16 protein-coding genes are annotated in these 16715 nt (G+C 61.0%); 10 read left to right on the forward strand and 6 right to left on the reverse strand.

Translation table 11 applies throughout. The annotated features are described in order from the left end of the window. Nucleotides 1-11 precede the first annotated feature (11 nt). The 3 genes from EM6_RS14130 to tpiA all read right to left on the reverse strand — a co-directional run bounded on the left by EM6_RS14130 (nucleotide 12) and on the right by tpiA (nucleotide 3234). On the reverse strand, nucleotides 12-1646 hold the full coding sequence (locus EM6_RS14130) for a CTP synthase (protein WP_126424160.1): 1635 nt from the start codon (nucleotides 1644-1646) through the stop codon (nucleotides 12-14). A 143-nt stretch (nucleotides 1647-1789) separates the two neighbouring features. Next, entirely contained in the window at nucleotides 1790-2332 is a 543-nt protein-coding gene (gene secG, locus EM6_RS14135; protein ID WP_126423779.1) for a preprotein translocase subunit SecG, read from the reverse strand. A gap of 149 nt (nucleotides 2333-2481) precedes the next feature. Next, the gene (gene tpiA, locus EM6_RS14140; protein ID WP_126423780.1) at nucleotides 2482-3234 is read right to left on the reverse strand and encodes a triose-phosphate isomerase; all 753 of its coding nucleotides are present in this window, start codon (nucleotides 3232-3234) and stop codon (nucleotides 2482-2484) included. Between the two features lie 197 nt (nucleotides 3235-3431). Between tpiA and EM6_RS14145 the strand changes: the two genes are divergently transcribed. Both EM6_RS14145 and trpE read left to right on the forward strand, forming a co-directional pair. Further along, nucleotides 3432-5360: a peptidyl-prolyl cis-trans isomerase gene (locus tag EM6_RS14145; protein ID WP_145987691.1), complete on the forward strand. Its 1929-nt coding sequence runs from the start codon at nucleotides 3432-3434 to the stop codon at nucleotides 5358-5360. Further along, nucleotides 5357-6880 carry an anthranilate synthase component I gene (gene trpE / locus EM6_RS14150; protein ID WP_126423782.1) on the forward strand — a complete coding sequence of 508 codons (1524 nt, stop codon included), beginning with the start codon at nucleotides 5357-5359 and terminating at the stop codon, nucleotides 6878-6880. Before EM6_RS14145 ends, trpE begins: the two co-directional genes overlap by 4 nt. Before the next feature lies 1 nt (nucleotide 6881). Here the strand turns inward: trpE and EM6_RS14155 are convergent, their stop codons facing one another. Together EM6_RS14155 and ybaL are read right to left on the reverse strand one after the other, a co-directional pair. Further along, nucleotides 6882-7157: a hypothetical protein gene (locus EM6_RS14155; protein ID WP_126423783.1), complete on the reverse strand. Its 276-nt coding sequence runs from the start codon at nucleotides 7155-7157 to the stop codon at nucleotides 6882-6884. Nucleotides 7158-7226: 69 nt separating this feature from the next. Next, nucleotides 7227-8936: a YbaL family putative K(+) efflux transporter gene (ybaL, locus tag EM6_RS14160; protein WP_126423784.1), complete on the reverse strand. Its 1710-nt coding sequence runs from the start codon at nucleotides 8934-8936 to the stop codon at nucleotides 7227-7229. A gap of 325 nt (nucleotides 8937-9261) precedes the next feature. Here ybaL and EM6_RS14165 point away from each other — a divergent pair, with 325 nt between their 5' ends. From EM6_RS14165 to EM6_RS14200, 8 genes are all read left to right on the forward strand, one after another. After that, nucleotides 9262-10629 (forward strand): MFS transporter, encoded by a 1368-nt coding sequence (locus tag EM6_RS14165; RefSeq protein WP_232037135.1) that lies wholly within the window; start codon nucleotides 9262-9264, stop codon nucleotides 10627-10629. Nucleotides 10630-10645: 16 nt separating this feature from the next. Then, a complete protein-coding gene (mazG, locus tag EM6_RS14170) occupies nucleotides 10646-11398 on the forward strand; it encodes a nucleoside triphosphate pyrophosphohydrolase (RefSeq protein ID WP_232037183.1) in 753 nt (250 codons plus the stop codon). Continuing rightward, nucleotides 11395-12222, forward strand: coding sequence for a TolB family protein (locus EM6_RS14175; protein WP_126423787.1), 828 nt, complete (start codon nucleotides 11395-11397; stop codon nucleotides 12220-12222). The genes mazG and EM6_RS14175 overlap by 4 nt, the downstream gene beginning before the upstream one ends. Before the next feature lie 375 nt (nucleotides 12223-12597). Next, entirely contained in the window at nucleotides 12598-13179 is a 582-nt protein-coding gene (locus EM6_RS14180) for a winged helix-turn-helix transcriptional regulator (RefSeq protein ID WP_126423788.1), read from the forward strand. Continuing rightward, nucleotides 13180-14244, forward strand: a complete 1065-nt coding sequence (locus EM6_RS14185) for a hypothetical protein (RefSeq protein ID WP_126423789.1) — start codon at nucleotides 13180-13182, stop codon at nucleotides 14242-14244. Beyond that, nucleotides 14223-14948, forward strand: a complete 726-nt coding sequence (locus EM6_RS14190; protein WP_126423790.1) for an ABC transporter ATP-binding protein — start codon at nucleotides 14223-14225, stop codon at nucleotides 14946-14948. Before EM6_RS14185 ends, EM6_RS14190 begins: the two co-directional genes overlap by 22 nt. A 124-nt stretch (nucleotides 14949-15072) precedes the next feature. Beyond that, the gene (locus tag EM6_RS14195) at nucleotides 15073-15684 is read left to right on the forward strand and encodes a superoxide dismutase (protein WP_126423791.1); all 612 of its coding nucleotides are present in this window, start codon (nucleotides 15073-15075) and stop codon (nucleotides 15682-15684) included. Between the two features lie 72 nt (nucleotides 15685-15756). Then, nucleotides 15757-16260, forward strand: coding sequence for a CinA family protein (locus tag EM6_RS14200; protein WP_126423792.1), 504 nt, complete (start codon nucleotides 15757-15759; stop codon nucleotides 16258-16260). Here the strand turns inward: EM6_RS14200 and EM6_RS14205 are convergent. Continuing rightward, the gene (locus EM6_RS14205; protein ID WP_126423793.1) at nucleotides 16257-16712 is read right to left on the reverse strand and encodes a type II toxin-antitoxin system RatA family toxin; all 456 of its coding nucleotides are present in this window, start codon (nucleotides 16710-16712) and stop codon (nucleotides 16257-16259) included. The two genes, EM6_RS14200 and EM6_RS14205, sit on opposite strands and share 4 nt — an antisense overlap. Between the last annotated feature and the right edge of the window lie 3 nt (nucleotides 16713-16715).

Raw genomic sequence — 16715 nt, forward strand, 5'->3', positions numbered from 1 at the left:
TATCCTGAAAATTAAACCAGACGGCTGCGGTCGAGCGCCGCGGTGATGAAGCTTTTGAACAGCGGGTGCGGCTGCATGGGGCGGGACTTGTATTCCGGGTGGTACTGCACGCCGATAAACCACGGATGGTCGTCGCGTTCGACGATTTCCGGCAGCAGGCCGTCCGGCGACATGCCGCTGAACTTCAGGCCACAGGCCTCAAGCTGCGGGATATAGTCGCGATTGACTTCGTAACGGTGGCGGTGGCGTTCGGAAATCTGCGTCGTGCCGTAGATATCGGCGACTTTTGAGCCTTCGCGCAAGCTCGCCGCAAAGGCCCCCAGACGCATGGTCCCGCCCAGATTGCCGCCCGCCGCGCGCTGATTCAGCTCATTACCATTGAGCCATTCGGTCATCAGGCCCACAACGTGTTCGCCGCTGTCGCCAAACTCCGATGAGGTGGCCTTGGCGATGCCGGCCTGATGGCGCGCGGCCTCGACAACGGCCATCTGCATCCCGAAGCAGATGCCGAGATAGGGGATCTGGTTTTCGCGCGCGAACTTGGCGGCCATGATCTTGCCTTCGGCCCCGCGCTCACCGAAGCCGCCGGGCACCAGAATAGCGTGCACGTTTTCCAGCTTCTGACGCACGGTTTCGGGATCGTCCTCGAAGGTTTCGGACTCGACCCACTCGATATTGACCTTGACGCGGTTGGCCATACCGCCGTGATAAACGGCTTCGATCAACGACTTATAGGCGTCTTTTAACACCGTATATTTGCCAACAATGGCAATCGACACCTCGCCGTCCGGCTTGGCGTAGCGGTGGGTGATGTCTTCCCACATCGACAGATCGGGCTGCGGCGCGTCTTCGATGCCGAAGACGCTCAGCACCTCGTTGTCGAAGCCTTCGCGGTGATAGTCGATCGGCACGGCGTAGATATTGGCCGAATCGAGCGCCTGAATGACCGCTGTTTCGCGCACATTACAGAACAGACCGATCTTGCGGCGTTCCTCGCGCGGGATTTCATACTCGCTGCGGCACAGAAGAATGTCCGGCTGAATACCGATCGAGCGCAGTTCCTTGACCGAATGCTGGGTCGGCTTGGTCTTCATCTCGCCCGCCGTCTTGACGAAGGGCAGCAGGGTCAGATGGATAAAGCAGCACTGACGGCGCGGCAGCTCCTGCCCAAGCTGGCGAATGGCTTCAAAGAAAGGCAGGCCTTCGATATCGCCGACCGTGCCACCGATTTCGACCAGAATGAAGTCGGCATCGCCCTGATCCGACAGGACAAAGCTCTTGATCTGGTCGGTGACGTGCGGAATGACCTGCACGGTGGCGCCCAGATAGTCGCCGCGCCGCTCTTTTTCGATGATGTTGGAATAGATGCGCCCGGTGGTGATATTGTCGGTTTTGCGCGCATTGACCGCCGTGAAGCGCTCATAGTGGCCAAGGTCGAGATCGGTTTCCGCGCCGTCATCGGTGACGAAGACCTCCCCGTGCTGATAGGGGCTCATCGTGCCAGGATCGACGTTCAGATAGGGGTCGAGCTTGCGCAGGCGAACCTTATAGCCGCGCGCCTGAAGCAGGGCCCCCAGCGCCGCCGAAGCCAGCCCCTTGCCGAGCGAGGACACCACGCCCCCCGTAATAAATACAAAGCGCGCCATATCCGTGTTCACCGTGGGCATGTCGGAAAACCTTTATCCGGGAACCGCTGCGGGCGATTCCACTTACCTTCATATATAGTCAAAAAGATCGGCTCACAAAGCGATCTGTGAGCCGGTCCTGAGTTCAGATTTTAGAGCGGTCTTCAGTTCGAGGCCGAAGACGAAGCCGCCGATGACGAAGAGGTTGCGGCCGACTTGGCGGGCTGAGCCGCCGGTTTCGCCGCCGGGCGGGCCGCGCTTGACGACGACGCCGAAGAGGCCGGCGCGCCCAGCGTGCTGAGCGACGGCGCGGCGCTGGTCGGCGACGGCAGGTCGGTCAGGGAGGGTGCGGCCGAAGACGACGTGGCGCCTGCCGATTGTTGAGCGTTTTGTGCGGCCGCAGCGGCCGCCGCCGAAGCCTGAGCTTCGTTCAGCTTGACGTTATCGGCGCCGACCTGATCGACCACGGAAGTGCCGCGACGGTCGAGGTTCGACACCACGGTCAGGGCGATACAGTTGGCGAAGAACAGAATCGCCAGAATCGAAGTGGCCTTGGTCAGGAAGTTGCCAGCACCGCGCGCCGACATGAAGCCCGACGGACCGCCGCCCATGCCGAGCGCCCCGCCTTCGGACCGCTGAACGAGAATCAGTCCCACCAGAGCGATGCCGATGAGGATTTGGATCGAGAGCAGGATAACGAACAGCATGAAGTTCCGGGGTCTTTTGGGCGAATGTCTGGGCTAAGGGCGGGGCTGCGCCCCTTTGGGTCGCGCGCCTTGTCCAAAGCGTAAGCGCACGCCCTTAGCACTAAGACTGGGCATTGGCCATAGCTGTTTCAAGGATTTGCGGTGGAATTTCAGTCCGCGGCGGCGATGATGCGGTTGAAATCCTCAGCCTTGAGCGACGCGCCGCCGACCAGCAGACCATCCACGCCGTCCAACGACAACAGGTGGCGGGCATTGTCCGGCTTGACCGAGCCGCCATAAAGCGTGTGCGGCACGACCTGATTGTGGAAACGCTGCGCCAGATGCTTCTGGATCAGCAGCATGGCGTCGATGACCTGATCATCGGTGGGCACGTGGCCGGTGCCGATGGCCCAGACGGGCTCATAGGCCACATGGAAGGTTTGCCCTTCGAGCGCCAGAGGCAGGCTATCGCGCAACTGCTTGCTGAGGACGGCGTGGGTGAGGCCTTCCTGACGCTGGTCAAGCGTTTCACCGATGCAGATGATCGGCTCCAGCCCGGCCCGCAGCGCTGCCAGAGTCTTGGCGGCGACGCTTTCGCAGGCCTCCTTGTGACCATGACGGCGTTCGGAATGGCCCAATATGACCATATCGGCACCCGCGTCTTTCAGCATTTCGGCCGACAGGTCACCGGTAAAGGCGCCTTGCGTGTCCTTATGGCAATCCTGACCGCCCAGACGCACGGGGCTGGGTTCAGGGCGGGCGTTCAAAGCCTCACTCAGGGCAAAAAGAAGGGTTGAGGGCGGGAAGATGGCGACCGAAGCCCGGCTGTTGCGCGCGGCGGTATCCATGGCCAGGGCTTCCGGAAGGCCGTCCCTGAGGCCATGCATCTTCCAGTTGCCCGCAATAAGCGGATGTTTTGGCATTATAAAATCAGTGGCATGTTATATTTTGTTGATAATGTTATCTGTAACGAAGCCGACCCGTTACGCCAAGAAAAAACCGGCAAACAATTGGATTCCGTTTGTAACAGCCTTGATCCCGTCACGGTTGGTCAATTATATGTCTGCGCGCCGTCCGCCCCGGAGCGGTGGCACTTCATCTTTTCAAGGTCGCCCCTTTCATGATCTCCAGCTTCCGTCAGTTTACCAAGTCGCTCACTTTCAAGATTTTGATGGCGGCGTTGATCCTGAGTTTCGCCGTCTTCGGTATGTCCGACCTGTTCTCGCAGCCGTCTTCGCGCAATGTGGTTGATGCCGGTGATCGCCAGACGACGACGGATGATTATCGTCGTCAGTTCGATCAGTGGAAAACCGGAGCTGAGCAGCAGAGCGGCCAGACCCTGACCTATGAAGACGCTGTGAAGCAGGGCCTGCATGTGCGCATCATGGAAGAGCTGGCTGATATGGATTCGGTGTCGGCATGGCTGGTCAAGGTCGGTCTGCGCCCGTCGGCCAAGGTGGTCACCGATCAGATCGCCAAATACCCGATCTTCTTCGATTCGATCACGGGCAAGTTTGACAAGGCCAAGTACCAGCAGGAACTGGCCACGCAGATGAAGATGAGCGAGACCAAGTTCGAGCAGATCATCAGCGACGACATCGCCAACCGCCAGTTTATCGAAGCCTCGGTGGCCGGGCTTAAGCCACCGCGCATCTATGCGGCCCTGCAAAGCGCCTTCGCCAGCGAGACGCGCGACACCACGCTTCTGGTTGTCACCCCGGACAATATCGAAAAGCCGGGTATGCCGACCGATGCCGAACTGCTGAAATTCTATGATGACAACAAGGAACGCCTGCGCCGTCCGGAACTGCGTCAGTTTACCGTTGTCTCCTTCGCCCCCGGCGACTTTGCCTCAAAGGTGACGGTCGACGAGGCCGAACTGAAAAAACTCTATGAATTCCGCCGTGACACCCTGTCCAACCCGGAAACCCGCACCTTCGTGCAGGTGACCGTGCCGGATCAGAAGGCCGCCGAAGCCGTGGCTCAGGCCCTGCGTTCGGGCACCGACGCCCAGACCGCCGCCAAGGCCAACAAAGGCACGGTGATCACCTATGACGCCAAGCCGAAAACCGCTGTGGCCGACGCCAAGGTGGCCGACGCGGCCTTTGCCCTGAAGCAGGGTGAGGTGTCGGGTCCGGTTCAGGGCAGCCTCGGTCTGGCCGTCGTCAAGGTGTCGGGCATCACCGCCGCCTCGGTGACCGGCTTCGATACGGTGCGCAACCAGCTTGAAGCGGAATACAAGGCCGACAAGGCCAAGGATCTGGCCTACAAGGCGTCCGAAGTCTTTGAAAAGGAACGTTCGGCCGGTGCTGACTTCATGACCGCCGCGCAAAAGGCCGGTGTGCGTGTGATCAACCTGCCGCCGATGACCGCCGAGGGTCAGATGGGCAACGGCCAGCCGTTCCAGTACGCCCCAATCCTGAAAGCCGCCTTCGATCAGCCCAAGGGCGGCGAAACCGACGTCACCGAACTGGGCAATGGTGAGTATTTCGCCCTGCGCGTCAACGAAGTGCTGCCGTCGGAAGTCCCGGCGCTCGACAAGATCAAACCGCAGATGATTCAGGCCTGGCAGCAAAAGACCGCCGGCGATCGCGTCGCCGCCAAGGGCGAAGAGGCCGCTGCACGCCTGCGCAAGGGCGAGTCGCTTCAGGCCGTTGCCTCTGCGATGGGCCTTAAGGTCGAAACGCGCGCCGGTCTGGCGCGTCAGACGGCCCCGCAACAGGTCGGCCCGGAACTGACCGGCCGCATCTTCTCGGCCAAAAATAATGAAGTCTTCACCGCGCGTCTGAACGAAATGGTCAGCGTCGTGGGTAAGGTCACCGCCATCAACAAGGGCGAAGCCACCGCCGTCAATCAGGCCTCGGCCATGACCGGTCAGGCCGTCGCCTATGGCCTGTTCCAGGACCTCAGCTTCACTATGCGCAAGGGCGCGCGCGCCGCGGTCAAGACGAAGACCAACCCCGATGCCGCAATCGCGGCTCTGGGCCTCAACCCGGCCAGCATCAAGGCGGACGACAAGACGGCAGAAGCCGGCAAGGCCGCCAAATGATCAGCGCGGCCTTCGCTTCCGATGCTACCGGCGTCAGCGGCTTCGCGGCCCAATATGACGCCGGACAACCGGTTATCGTCACCCGCCGTCTGACCGACGATCTGGAAACACCCGTCTCGGCCTACCTCAAACTGGCCAGGAGCCGCGCCTTCTCGTTTCTGTTCGAATCGGTCGAGGGCGGGGCTCTGGCCGGGCGCTATTCGATCCTGACATTACGTCCTGACCTCGTCTGGCGCTGTTTTGGTGAGCGGGCGGAGATCGCGCGCGGCGAAGCGGCGATTGCCAAAGGGCTTTATGAGGCCGAAAGCGCACCGACGCTTGAGTCCTTGCGGGCGCTCGTCACCGCGCACCGTTTGGACATCCCGGCTGACCTGCCGCCAATGATTTCCGGCCTGTTCGGCGTGTTCGGCTACGACCTTATCCGGCTTTATGAGCCGCTGGGGCCTGCCAATCCCGATCCGCTGTCCCTGCCGGACGCCGTGGTGTGCCGCCCGTCGGTCATCTGCGTCTTCGACAATGTAAAGCACGAAATCCTGCTGGCCACGACCGTATGGCCGGGCGCGGGGGTTAACGCCCAGACGGCCTATAGCGCCGCCCTGTCGCGCCTCGATCAGGTCGAAGAAGACCTGCGCCTGCCCCTGCCGCCCAAACCCGTGGCGCTGGAGCGTGAACAGCCTGCCCTCACCTCACCCACCTCGGCGGCGGACTACAGCGCCATGGTCGAAAAGGCCAAGGACTACATAGCGGCGGGCGATATTTTTCAGGTGGTGCCGTCGCACCGCTTCGAAGCACCGTTCGACCTCGATCCGTTCGCCTTCTACCGGTCGCTGCGCCGTCAGAACCCCTCGCCCTACCTCTTCTATCTGGATTTCGGTAATTTCCAGTTGGCAGGTTCGTCACCGGAGATTTTGGTGCGCGTGCGCGACGGCAAGCTGACGATCCGCCCGATCGCCGGCACCCGCCCGCGCGGCAAAACACCTGAAGAGGACAAGGCGCTGGAGGCCGAACTGCTGGCCGATCCGAAGGAATTGTCCGAGCACCTGATGCTGCTCGATCTGGGCCGCAACGATGTCGGCCGCGTCGCCAAACCGGCCAGCGTGCGCGTGACGCAGAAATTCTATATCGAACGCTACAGCCACGTCATGCACATCGTCTCGAACGTCGAAGGCGATGCCCCGGCCAATCTCGATCCGGTCGATGCCCTGCTGGCCGCCCTGCCCGCCGGGACGCTGTCGGGCGCGCCCAAGGTGCGGGCCATGGAGATTATCGACGAACTGGAATCGGTCAAACGCGGCGTCGGCTATGCCGGGGGCGTCGGCTATATCTCCGGCTCCGGGTCACTGGACGTCTGTATCGTGCTGCGCACAGCCTTGTTCAAGGACGAAAAAATCTATGTGCAGGCCGGGGCCGGCGTGGTCGCCGACAGCGTGCCGCTCACCGAATATCAGGAAACCGTGCATAAGGCCTCGGCCCTGATCAAGGCCGCTTCGGAAGCCTGGCGTTATAAGCAGGGGAACTGAGTCACTTGAGGTCTGAGGGGCTGGCCGACAACTGGAAGCCGCCCTCAGTACCCGAACTGACCGCTTTGCTGACAACGGGCGTTGGACGCGGCTTGTCCTGCGACATGACCGGCCCGACCAGCATCGACGCCGCCAGCCACAAGCCCGACACCGCAAACGCCGCCGAAGCCATTAGCGCCTTGAGGATGGATGGCGTGCGCTCTACGCGCGTCTCCAGCAGCAGACGCGCCTGTTCCAGCGGCGTCAGGTTGTCATTGATGGCGGGCGTATGAGGCATGATCAGAGCCTTCTGAGCTGATTCTGGTCAGGTTTGAACTGTGCGCCCGCTATGGTTAATGAGGTGTAATCAAGCCGCCTTAGGGCTAAACCGGTCGAGCACGTGCCGCGTGATATTGCGCGCCAGTTCCTCCTCCCCAAAGAAGACGGTGCCCATTTTTTCCTGTTGCAGGAAGTGCATCTCCTCCTCGCTATGGGTGCGCAGCACGACCTCGATGCCCGGATTGAGGCGACGCGCCGCTTCGACCATCAGGTGGATATCAACCAGATCGGGCGTCGCCACCAGCAGCATGGCCGCGTGCTGGATATGGGCCTGCACCAGCACCTCCGGTTCGACGGCATCGCCATAGACGGCGGCCTTGCCGGTCTGGCGCAACGCTTCCACGCGCTCGCGGTTCTGTTCGACCACCACATAGGCGATGCCCTGGGCGTCCAGAGTGGCAGCAATACGCTTGCCCACGCGGCCATAGCCGACCAGCACCACCTGACCTTTCAGATAGCGCGCCTCCGTCGTCTGCGGCAGTTCGGACAGCACGTCCTCGCGCCGTTCATGCCGCCGCGCCAGTTCCGAGTGGGCCAGCACCCAGCGCGTCAGGGGGGCAATCGCCGCAAACAGGAAGGGATTGACCGCAATGGAGACCAGCGCCCCGGCCAGAAGCAGGTTCATCCCCGCTTGCGGCAAGATGCCAAGAGACACGCCCAACCCACCGAGAATAAACGAAAATTCGCCGATCTGAGCCAGACTGGCCGCCACGGTAAAGGCGGTGTTGAGCGGATAGCGGAAGACCAACACCAGAGCCGCCGCCGCAAGCCCCTTACCCACAATAATAATACTAACGACGGCCAGAACCTCCATCGGGTGTTCGATCAGCACCTTGGGGTCGAACAACATGCCGACCGACACAAAGAACAGCACCGAAAAGGCGTCACGCAACGGCAGGGATTCTTCGGCGGCGCGGTGGCTGAACTTCGACTCGCGCATCACCATACCGGCGAAGAAAGCCCCCAACGCAAAGGAGACGCTGAACAGTTCCGACGCCCCCCAGGCGATGGTGATGGCCGCCGCGATAACCGACAGGGTGAACAGTTCGCGCGAACCGGTCTTGGACACCTGCCACAGTATCCACGGAAACACCTTGCGCCCGGCCAGCATCATCAGGGCGATAAAGGCCCCGACGCTGAGCAGGGTCTGACCGATGGTGACCCAAAGAGTGCCGGTCGGGGCGCTCCCTGCCGAGCCATCGCTCTCCAAAAGATGCGCCAGCGGCGGCAGCAGGACCAGCACCAGCACCGTCACCAGATCCTCGACAACCAGCCAGCCAACGGCGATGCGACCGTTCATGCTGTCGATGGCGTTGCGCGCCTCCAGCGCCTTCAGCAGCACGACCGTCGAGGCACACGATAGCGACAAGCCGAAGACGAGCGCCGCCCCCATGCCCCAATCCCAGCCCCAGTGCGCCAGCGCAAACCCCAGACAGGTGGCCAGCGACATCTGCACAACCGCCCCCGGCAGGGCGATTTTGCGCACCGACATCAGGTCGCCCAGCGAGAAATGCAGCCCCACCCCGAACATCAGCAACATGACGCCGATTTCAGACAACTGCGCCGCAATGTGCGTATCCGCCACGAAGCCCGGCGTGGACGGCCCGATTAGGATTCCGGCCAGCAGATAGCCGACCAGCGCCGGCAGTTTGATTTTCTCCGCCAGAAAGCCGAACAACAACGCCAGACCAAAGCCGGACGCAAGGGTGGTAATCAGGGAAATATTATGGTGATCCATCGGTCGCCTTTAGAGTTTGAGAACAGAAAAGGCCCGCAATCCGGCGGCACAAATGCGCCGTCGCCGAGGAGACATGCTGAATTACGGATTGGGTTAAACGTCAGGGTTTAAGCGAATAATGTCAAGCCTTCATATAGAGAAAATCTATACTGAGGTAAATACAGGCACTATTGTGTGAGAACACGCCACATGCAAACGTTTAACTATAGCGCGGTTATGCGTTTGCGAATTTAAAATGAACATTGTTCAAAATGAAAGAGCGTGGTATGTTGCCGCAAACGGCAATCTGGCCGGACTCACAAAAGACGCGCTCACAGGGGTTTTCATGTCATCCAAACACGTTAGCTGGCCGCGATTGCTCGCCTTTTGCGGGCCGTGCATTCCCTTTGCGGCGCTCGGCCTGCCTCTGTCGGTGACCTTGTCCGAATACTACGTCACCTATATCGGCCTCAGCCTGGGCATGGTGGGCGTGGTGTTTATGGCCGTCAAACTGATCGACATTGCCGTCGATCCCGTCATCGGCTGGGCCATGGACCGCACCCGCACCCGCTTCGGGCGCTTCAAGCTGTGGATGGCCCTGTGCCTGCCGGTGTTGTTCGTCTCCACCGGCTTTATGTTTCTGGCCCCGGCAGGCGCGTCGGCTCTGTATCTGGGGATCTGGCTGCTGGTCATCTATATCGGCTTCTCGATGGCGGCGCTTAGCCAGTCGAGCTGGGGCAGCGTCCTGACCGACGACTATGACGAACGCACCAAGGTCTTCGCCTTGTGGCAGATTGGCAATATTGTCGGCCTCCTGTGCGTAGCGTGCATTCCGGTCGTCGCTCAGGCCATCGGCCAGACCTACCAGACCGGCGTGCAGTGGATGGGGATTTTCATCATGATCACCCTGCCGCTGACCATCGGTATCGCCCTGTGGATCGTACCGGAAAAGATGTCCGATGCGGCCACGCATGAGGTGCGGCTGGGGGCCTATTTCGACATGATCCGCCGCCCGAACGTCATCCGGGTGCTACTGGCCGACCTGCTGATGGGGCTGGCACCGGGGATCATGGGGGCGTTGTTCTTCTTCTACTTTATGCAGACCAAGGGCCTGACGCGCTTTGAATGCACCATCGCCATGCTGCTCTATTTCGTGGCGGGGCTTGTCGGGGCGCCCTTGTGGAACGGGGCTTCGAAGCGCTTTTCCAAGCACCGCACCCTGATTGCCTCGGCCATTATCTTCGCCGTCGTGTACAGCGGGCTGGCCTTCGTGCCGGCGAACAACTTCCCCATCATGGCCGTGGCGGTGTTTCTGGCCGGCATCCCCTATGCCGCCTATCTGCTGCTGACGCGCTCGCTGATGGCCGATATTGGCGACGAGGTCTTGCTGGAAACCGGCCACGATCAGAAGGGCACGCTGATGTCGATTCTGTCGGCCACGACCAAGCTGGGCTATGCGTTTTCGGTGCTCACCCTGTCGGCTCTGGCCCTGCTGGGCTTCGATAATAAGGCAGCGCACAATACGCCCGAAGCCCTGTTCTGGGTCGAAGCCTTTTTTATCGGCCTGCCGGTCGTTTTTCTTTTGCTTGGCGCGTGGGCAATGACATCCTATGACCTGACGCCGGAACGCTATGCGTCCATTCAGTCCGCACTGAAAGCAAAAGGTTTATCCCGTGACTCAGGCTCCCCCCGCCCCCCCGGAAACGCCCATTGATGCGCTGATCGAGGTGATGAACCGCCTGCGGGCCAAAGACGGCGGCTGTCCGTGGGATCTGGCCCAGACCTTTGACACCATCGCCCCCTATACGATTGAGGAGTCCTATGAGGTGGCCGACGCCATCGCGCGCAAGGACATGCGCGACCTCAAGGAGGAACTGGGTGACCTGCTGTTTCAGGTGGTCTTCCACAGCCATCTGGCCAAGGAACAAGGCCTGTTCGATTTCAACGACGTGGCTCAGGCCATGACGGACAAGCTGATCCGCCGCCACCCGCACGTCTTCGGAGAGGCCGGGGACCGCACCGCCGACGAACAGAACGCCGCCTGGGAGGTGCAGAAGGCCGCCGAGCGCAAGGCCAAGGCCAAGCACGGCATTCTCGACGACGTGCCCGTGGGTCTGCCCGCCCTCACCCGGGCCGCCAAGCTGACCAAACGCGCGGCTCGCGTCGGCTTCGACTGGCCGTCGCTCGATGAAGTGCTGGACAAGCTGGAGGAAGAGGTCGCCGAGTTGAAGGTCGAGCTGGCGGCCGGTGATCACGAAAAGGCTAAGGCTGAGCTGGGCGACATCCTGTTCGTCATCGCCAATCTGGCGCGCAAAATGGACGCTGAGCCCGAAGACGCCCTGCGCGGTACCAATGCCAAGTTTGTACGCCGCTTTGAGAGTATCGAGGCCGAACTGGCCAAGCTGGGCAAGACACCGGAACAGTCGGACCTCGCCGAAATGGACGCCCTCTGGGACAAGGCCAAGCAGGACGAGCGCACATGAGCCTGCGCAGTTCCATCGAAATCTACGATCTGCAAAGCCGTCAGAGCCGCGTCGTCTTTCAGGGACCAGAGCTGTGGGAATCGCCGCATTTCACGCCGGACGGTACGGCCCTGATCCTTAATTGCGAAGGGCGAATCTACCGCCTGCCGTTTGGTGGCAAACCGCAAGTGATAGACACGGACTTTGCCGTCCGTTGCAATAATGATCACGGCCTGACGCCGGACGGTCAGACCGTGCTGATCACCGATAAGACCGAATTCGACCGCGCGTGCATCTATGCTGTGCCTCTGTCCGGTGGCACGCCACGGCGCGTGTCGGCGCACATGTCCTCCTATTATCACGGTATTTCTGCCGACGGGGCGTGGATCACCTATACCGGCATCCATCAGAAGGACGTGTTTGGCATCTATATCAGCCGCATCGACGGGTCTGACGAACGCGCCCTGATCGTCGGCGACGCCCTTCACGATGGTCCGGACTTTTCCACTGATGGTAAGTGGGTATGGTTCAATTCCAATCGCTCCGGTCAGATGCAGTTATGGCGTATTCGCCGTGACGGCTGCGACCTTCAACGCATGAGCGACAGCCCCTATGCCGACTGGTTCCCGCACCCGTCGCCCGATGGCCGGCATGTCCTGTGGCTGTCCTACGATCCGTCGGTAGGCCGCGACCATCCGCGCGATCAGACGGTGCGATTGCGGCTGATGCCTGCCGAGGGGGGCGAAGCCGAGACGCTGTTTGAGCTGTTCGGTGGTCAAGGGACAATGAATGTCCCCAACTGGGCTCCGGACGGATACAGCTTCGCGTTTGTGCGGTATTTTTAGATGACCATAGATGCAGCCCGTCGCATCCGTCATGGACTCCGGCAAGTGTTTCGCCGTTTTGTAAACCACAGATTACACAGATTGCACAGATTGGCGCTTCGCGCGCTTGGTGTTGGAGACACGCTCTGCGTTTCCTTTAGGACGCTAATAATCTGTGCCATCTGTGTAATCTGTGGTTTCTCTTATTCCCTCGCCTCCACCTCAAATCATCTATAGACCTCTGTGGAAACCTTTTATTTACAAGGGCTTTATCAAAAAATTGCACATTGCAATTCACAGACATAAATTTCAAAACGCAATTCAATAAATAATTCACTTGTTATCTGCTATTCATTTTGGCATCCGATTTCAGAACACCATCGAAAGCCCGCTGCCATGGTCAAAACGGCTCAAGCTCCCGTCAAATCCACCACGACCTTTGGCCGTCGTCAGGCCCCCAAGCCCGCGCCGAAGGCGGCCAAGGAAACAGCGAAGGACGCCGCGCGCGGCCCGCGGTCCAAATGCCCGATCAACCTGCTGCTGGAGGCGGTGGGGGACTCGTGGTCGCTGTTGATCATCCGCGACCTGATGTTCAAGGGGCGTTCGACCTATAAGGCCTTCCTCAATGCCGAGGAAAAGATCGCCACCAATATTCTGGCCGATCGTTTGTCGAAACTGGAAAGCGCCGGGCTGATCTCCAAGGCGACCGACCCGGATGATGCGCGCAAATACATCTATCGCCTGACCGAAAAAGGTGCCGACCTCGCCCCCGTTCTGGTCGAGATGATGCTGTGGTCGAACAAGTACCACATCACCGACACACCGAAGGATTTTCTGGCCAGCCTGCAAAAGAACAAGTCCGCCTTCACCACACGCATTGTGCGTGACGTGGCGACCGCTTCGCCGGCGAAGCCCGCTACGCCGGTGCCCAAGGTCGAACCGAAAGAGGAAACCCTCAACCTGTTCGACGGCTTCTGAGTGCAACCGGCCTTTCAGATACTGCTCAGACTGGATCAGGAACGCCTGCTCAGCCGCTGGCGTGTCTGGCGGCGGCGTCCCTCGGATATAGTTGTGGCGCTCGCCTTGCTGAGCGGATTGCTGTTCGGACTGTTTCAGGCCCTCAGCGCGCAGGCCCACGACAATCATCCCATCTGGGCCTATAGCGCCGCCCTGCTGTTTGTTGCCGCGTGGCAGGTTTACCCCTCGGCGCGGTCCGTCTATGCGCAAGGCCTGCTCCGTGGCCCCTTCTTCCCCCTGATCAGTGATCCGCAGGTGCGGCGCGTGTGGTTTGCCCTTCGCACCGCCGTCCTCTGCCTGCCCGTTGGGCTTACGCTTTTGGGGTTTCAGGCCGTGCTGGCCCCGCGCGATCTGGGCCTGTGGAGCCTGGGGGCGGTGTTGGGGCTGGGGGCCGGGATGGTATCGGCCCTGATGCCGCCGCTATTTGCCGCGGAAGCCTCGACGCGCACGGCCCCCTTGCCCTTCGCAGCTCTGGCCCCTCTATGGTGCCGTCTGCGCCACAAACGGTTGTGGCTGCCCTGCGGCCTTCTGATCATCGGGATACCGCTGGCGACGCATCTGGCCCTGTCCAACAACCCGGAACCCCAGACCGGCCTCGGCCTGTTTGGCATTGGCTCTGCGCTTTTGGCCGTTCTGCTCTGTCCGGTCTCCGGGGAGCTGACGCAGTTCCTGCGCTGGCAACCGGGGGCAATGGCCCGCTCCCTCAGGCAAACCGCCCTTAACCCCTTCGTCCTGTGGCTGGGCCTCAGCCTGCTGAGCCTGCTGATCAGTGGCGCGCCGCTGAAAGAGGGGCTGATGATCCTTCTGGCGCTGGCGGCCGCGGTCGGGGTGCTTATTCTGTGGACGTTTCTGACCCGATTCAGCCATACACCCGCGACGGCGGACTGGGTATTGGGGATTGATCTGGCGGTTGCGGCCCTGCTGGCCTTGCTGGCCCTGCCGGCGGCCCTGTTGTGGCTGGCTGTGCGTCTGATCCTCTTGATGCGGCGTGTAAGGAGAGAGAGATGGCGACCCAGCCTGCCCTGAGATGCGAAGACCTGTGCGTCGATATTGCCGGAAAGCGCATCGTGACATCGGTGTCGCTCAGCCTCGCGCCCGGACAATGGTACGGCATTCTGGGCGTGAACGGCTCCGGTAAGACCACCCTGCTCAACAGTCTGTGCGGGCGGTTGCCGGTGGCGCAGGGCCGTCTCTGGCTTGCGGATGAGGAGGTCACCGCCGTGCCGCAACGTCGCGCGGCCCTGTGGGGCTATGCGCCGCCGCCCGACAGCCTGCCGCCCGAACTGACGCCGCAGGTGCTGCTGGCGCTGGTGGCCGAAAGCCGTCAAGCTCAAGTGCCTAACGACCCGGCCCTGCTCGAAGCGCTCGATTACCACGCCCTCCGCCATAAAATGATCGGCACCCTGTCGGCGGGTCAGAAGCAGAAAATCGCCCTGATGTGTGCCTTTGTGGGCGAACCCGCGCGGATCATTCTGGACGAGCCCTTCAACTGGCTCGACCCGCTGGCCATCTATGCCCTCAAAAATTGCCTGACCCAGCGCGCCCGTGAAGGGGCCCTGATCCTGACGGCCCTGCACGATGTCAGCAGCTTCATGACGCGCTGCGATGCCGGTGTGTTGCTGGCCGATGGCGAAATAAAGCGAGGCTTTTCAAGCGATGACCTGAGCGAAGGACGCAAGGACATAGCGGCGTTCGAACACACGCTGTATGCCAGCCTGCGTCCGGCTTAACCCCTGAAATTATAAGGCTAATTTTGAGAATTATTCTCACCGAAATTTGCCTTGAAAAGCGATTCCCGCCCCCATATATCGACTCTGGTTCTATTCTATTCATTTCAAACCTGCCGAGGATGTCATGGCCTTCGAACTTCCCGCTCTGCCCTATCCGACCGACGCGCTTGAGCCGCACATGTCGGCCAATACTTTCAGCTTCCACCACGCCAAGCACCACAAGGCCTATGTGGACAATCTGAACAAGCTGATCGACGGCACCGAGTTCGCGGACAAGTCGCTGGTCGAGATCGTCAAGGCCTCGGAAGGCACCAATCCCGGCGTGTTCAACAATGCCGCTCAGGTGTGGAACCACACCTTCTTCTGGCACTCGATGAAGCCGAATGGCGGCGGTCAGCCGACGGGCGCCATCGCCGAAAAGATCAATGCCGATTTCGGCTCGTTCGACGCCTTTGTTGAAGCCTTCAAGACCGCCGGTGCGACGCAGTTCGGTTCGGGCTGGGCGTGGCTGGTTCTGGGGCAGGACGGCAAGCTGAAGGTCGTGAAGACCGGCAATGCCGAAACCCCGTTCACCAAGGGCGACAAGCCGATCCTGACCATCGACGTGTGGGAACACGCCTACTATCTCGACTATCAGAACCTGCGTCCGAAGTTCATCGAAACCTACCTCACCTCGCTGGTGAACTGGGACTTCGCCAACAGCAATCTGGACGCTCCGCTGCATCCGGGCGTGTAATTTCAGCCCTATTGGCTAGATTACGGGGCGTGGGGTCTGTGACCCCACGCCTTTTCTTTTGGGAGCTTCTCCATGGACGCCTCTGATCTGGCGACGGACATTCTTGCCCTGGCGCGCGCGCAGGGGCGCACACTGACAACGGCTGAAAGCTGCACGGGCGGGCTGATCGCCGCGGCCCTGACGCGCATTTCGGGCGCGTCCGAGGCGTTCCACGAAGGCTATGTTACCTATTCCAACGCTGCCAAGACGCGGCTTCTGGGCGTACCGGAGGCGGTTCTGGCCGAACACGGCGCGGTAAGCCTGCCCGTCGCCCATGCCATGGCCGAAGGGGCGCTGACCTCGGCCGGGGCCGATCTGGCCTTAAGCGTAACAGGGATCGCCGGGCCGAGCGGCGGTTCCGTTGAAAAGCCCGTCGGGATGGTCTGTTTCGGGCTGGCCTTCCGCCTGCCCGATGGCGAGGTCCGGTCTCAGGCCAATGTGCATGTGTTTGAGAATCTGGGTCGCGACTATATCCGCGAACAGTCGGTCATGTACGCCCTGCACTGGGCGCTGGAGCATCTGAAGGCCGAGGCTTAAGCCTTGTGGCCATAAAGCTGCTTCGCACGGGCCTCGAACACGCTCATCAGTCGGCTGACAGCGAGATTGAGATTGGCCTTCAGCATGGCGTTGAGGATGGGATTTTTGAAATCCATATCCATGTCGAAATCGACGCGCGTGCCGCCGTCAATTTCGGTAAAATGCCAGTGGCCGTTCAGCTTGCGCAGCGGTCCGCGCAGCAGGCCCATATGCAGGCTGAGGTCATCGGCGCGACGGGTAACGCGCGTCGAAAAGCGCTCAGACAGCATCTTATACCCCACCGACACGTCGGCATCGAACATGTGTACCCCATCCGAGGGGGAAGAGGCATTGTAGGCGCGTAAGGCCGTAATCCATGGAATAAACTCCGGATACCGCTTCACATCGCTGACCATGTCCCACAGGTCCGACGCCGCATAGGGCAGGACGCGCTCAAGGTGAAACTGCGCCACGTC

The sequence above is a fragment of the Asticcacaulis excentricus genome (genome assembly GCF_003966695.1).
Classification (GTDB): domain Bacteria; phylum Pseudomonadota; class Alphaproteobacteria; order Caulobacterales; family Caulobacteraceae; genus Asticcacaulis; species Asticcacaulis excentricus_A.

Bases quoted from the DNA above. Each gene is read 5' to 3' on its own strand.
- EM6_RS14130 (WP_126424160.1), bottom strand. From the start codon at position 1,646: ATGGCGCGCTTTGTATTTATTACGGGGGGCGTGGTGTCCTCGCTCGGC.
- secG (WP_126423779.1), bottom strand. From the start codon at position 2,332: ATGCTGTTCGTTATCCTGCTCTCGATCCAAATCCTCATCGGCATCGCT.
- tpiA (WP_126423780.1), bottom strand. From the start codon at position 3,234: ATGCCAAAACATCCGCTTATTGCGGGCAACTGGAAGATGCATGGCCTC.
- EM6_RS14145 (WP_145987691.1), top strand. From the start codon at position 3,432: ATGATCTCCAGCTTCCGTCAGTTTACCAAGTCGCTCACTTTCAAGATT.
- trpE (WP_126423782.1), top strand. From the start codon at position 5,357: ATGATCAGCGCGGCCTTCGCTTCCGATGCTACCGGCGTCAGCGGCTTC.
- EM6_RS14155 (WP_126423783.1), bottom strand. From the start codon at position 7,157: ATGCCTCATACGCCCGCCATCAATGACAACCTGACGCCGCTGGAACAG.
- ybaL (WP_126423784.1), bottom strand. From the start codon at position 8,936: ATGGATCACCATAATATTTCCCTGATTACCACCCTTGCGTCCGGCTTT.
- EM6_RS14165 (WP_232037135.1), top strand. From the start codon at position 9,262: ATGTCATCCAAACACGTTAGCTGGCCGCGATTGCTCGCCTTTTGCGGG.
- mazG (WP_232037183.1), top strand. From the start codon at position 10,646: ATGAACCGCCTGCGGGCCAAAGACGGCGGCTGTCCGTGGGATCTGGCC.
- EM6_RS14175 (WP_126423787.1), top strand. From the start codon at position 11,395: ATGAGCCTGCGCAGTTCCATCGAAATCTACGATCTGCAAAGCCGTCAG.
- EM6_RS14180 (WP_126423788.1), top strand. From the start codon at position 12,598: ATGGTCAAAACGGCTCAAGCTCCCGTCAAATCCACCACGACCTTTGGC.
- EM6_RS14190 (WP_126423790.1), top strand. From the start codon at position 14,223: ATGGCGACCCAGCCTGCCCTGAGATGCGAAGACCTGTGCGTCGATATT.
- EM6_RS14195 (WP_126423791.1), top strand. From the start codon at position 15,073: ATGGCCTTCGAACTTCCCGCTCTGCCCTATCCGACCGACGCGCTTGAG.
- EM6_RS14200 (WP_126423792.1), top strand. From the start codon at position 15,757: ATGGACGCCTCTGATCTGGCGACGGACATTCTTGCCCTGGCGCGCGCG.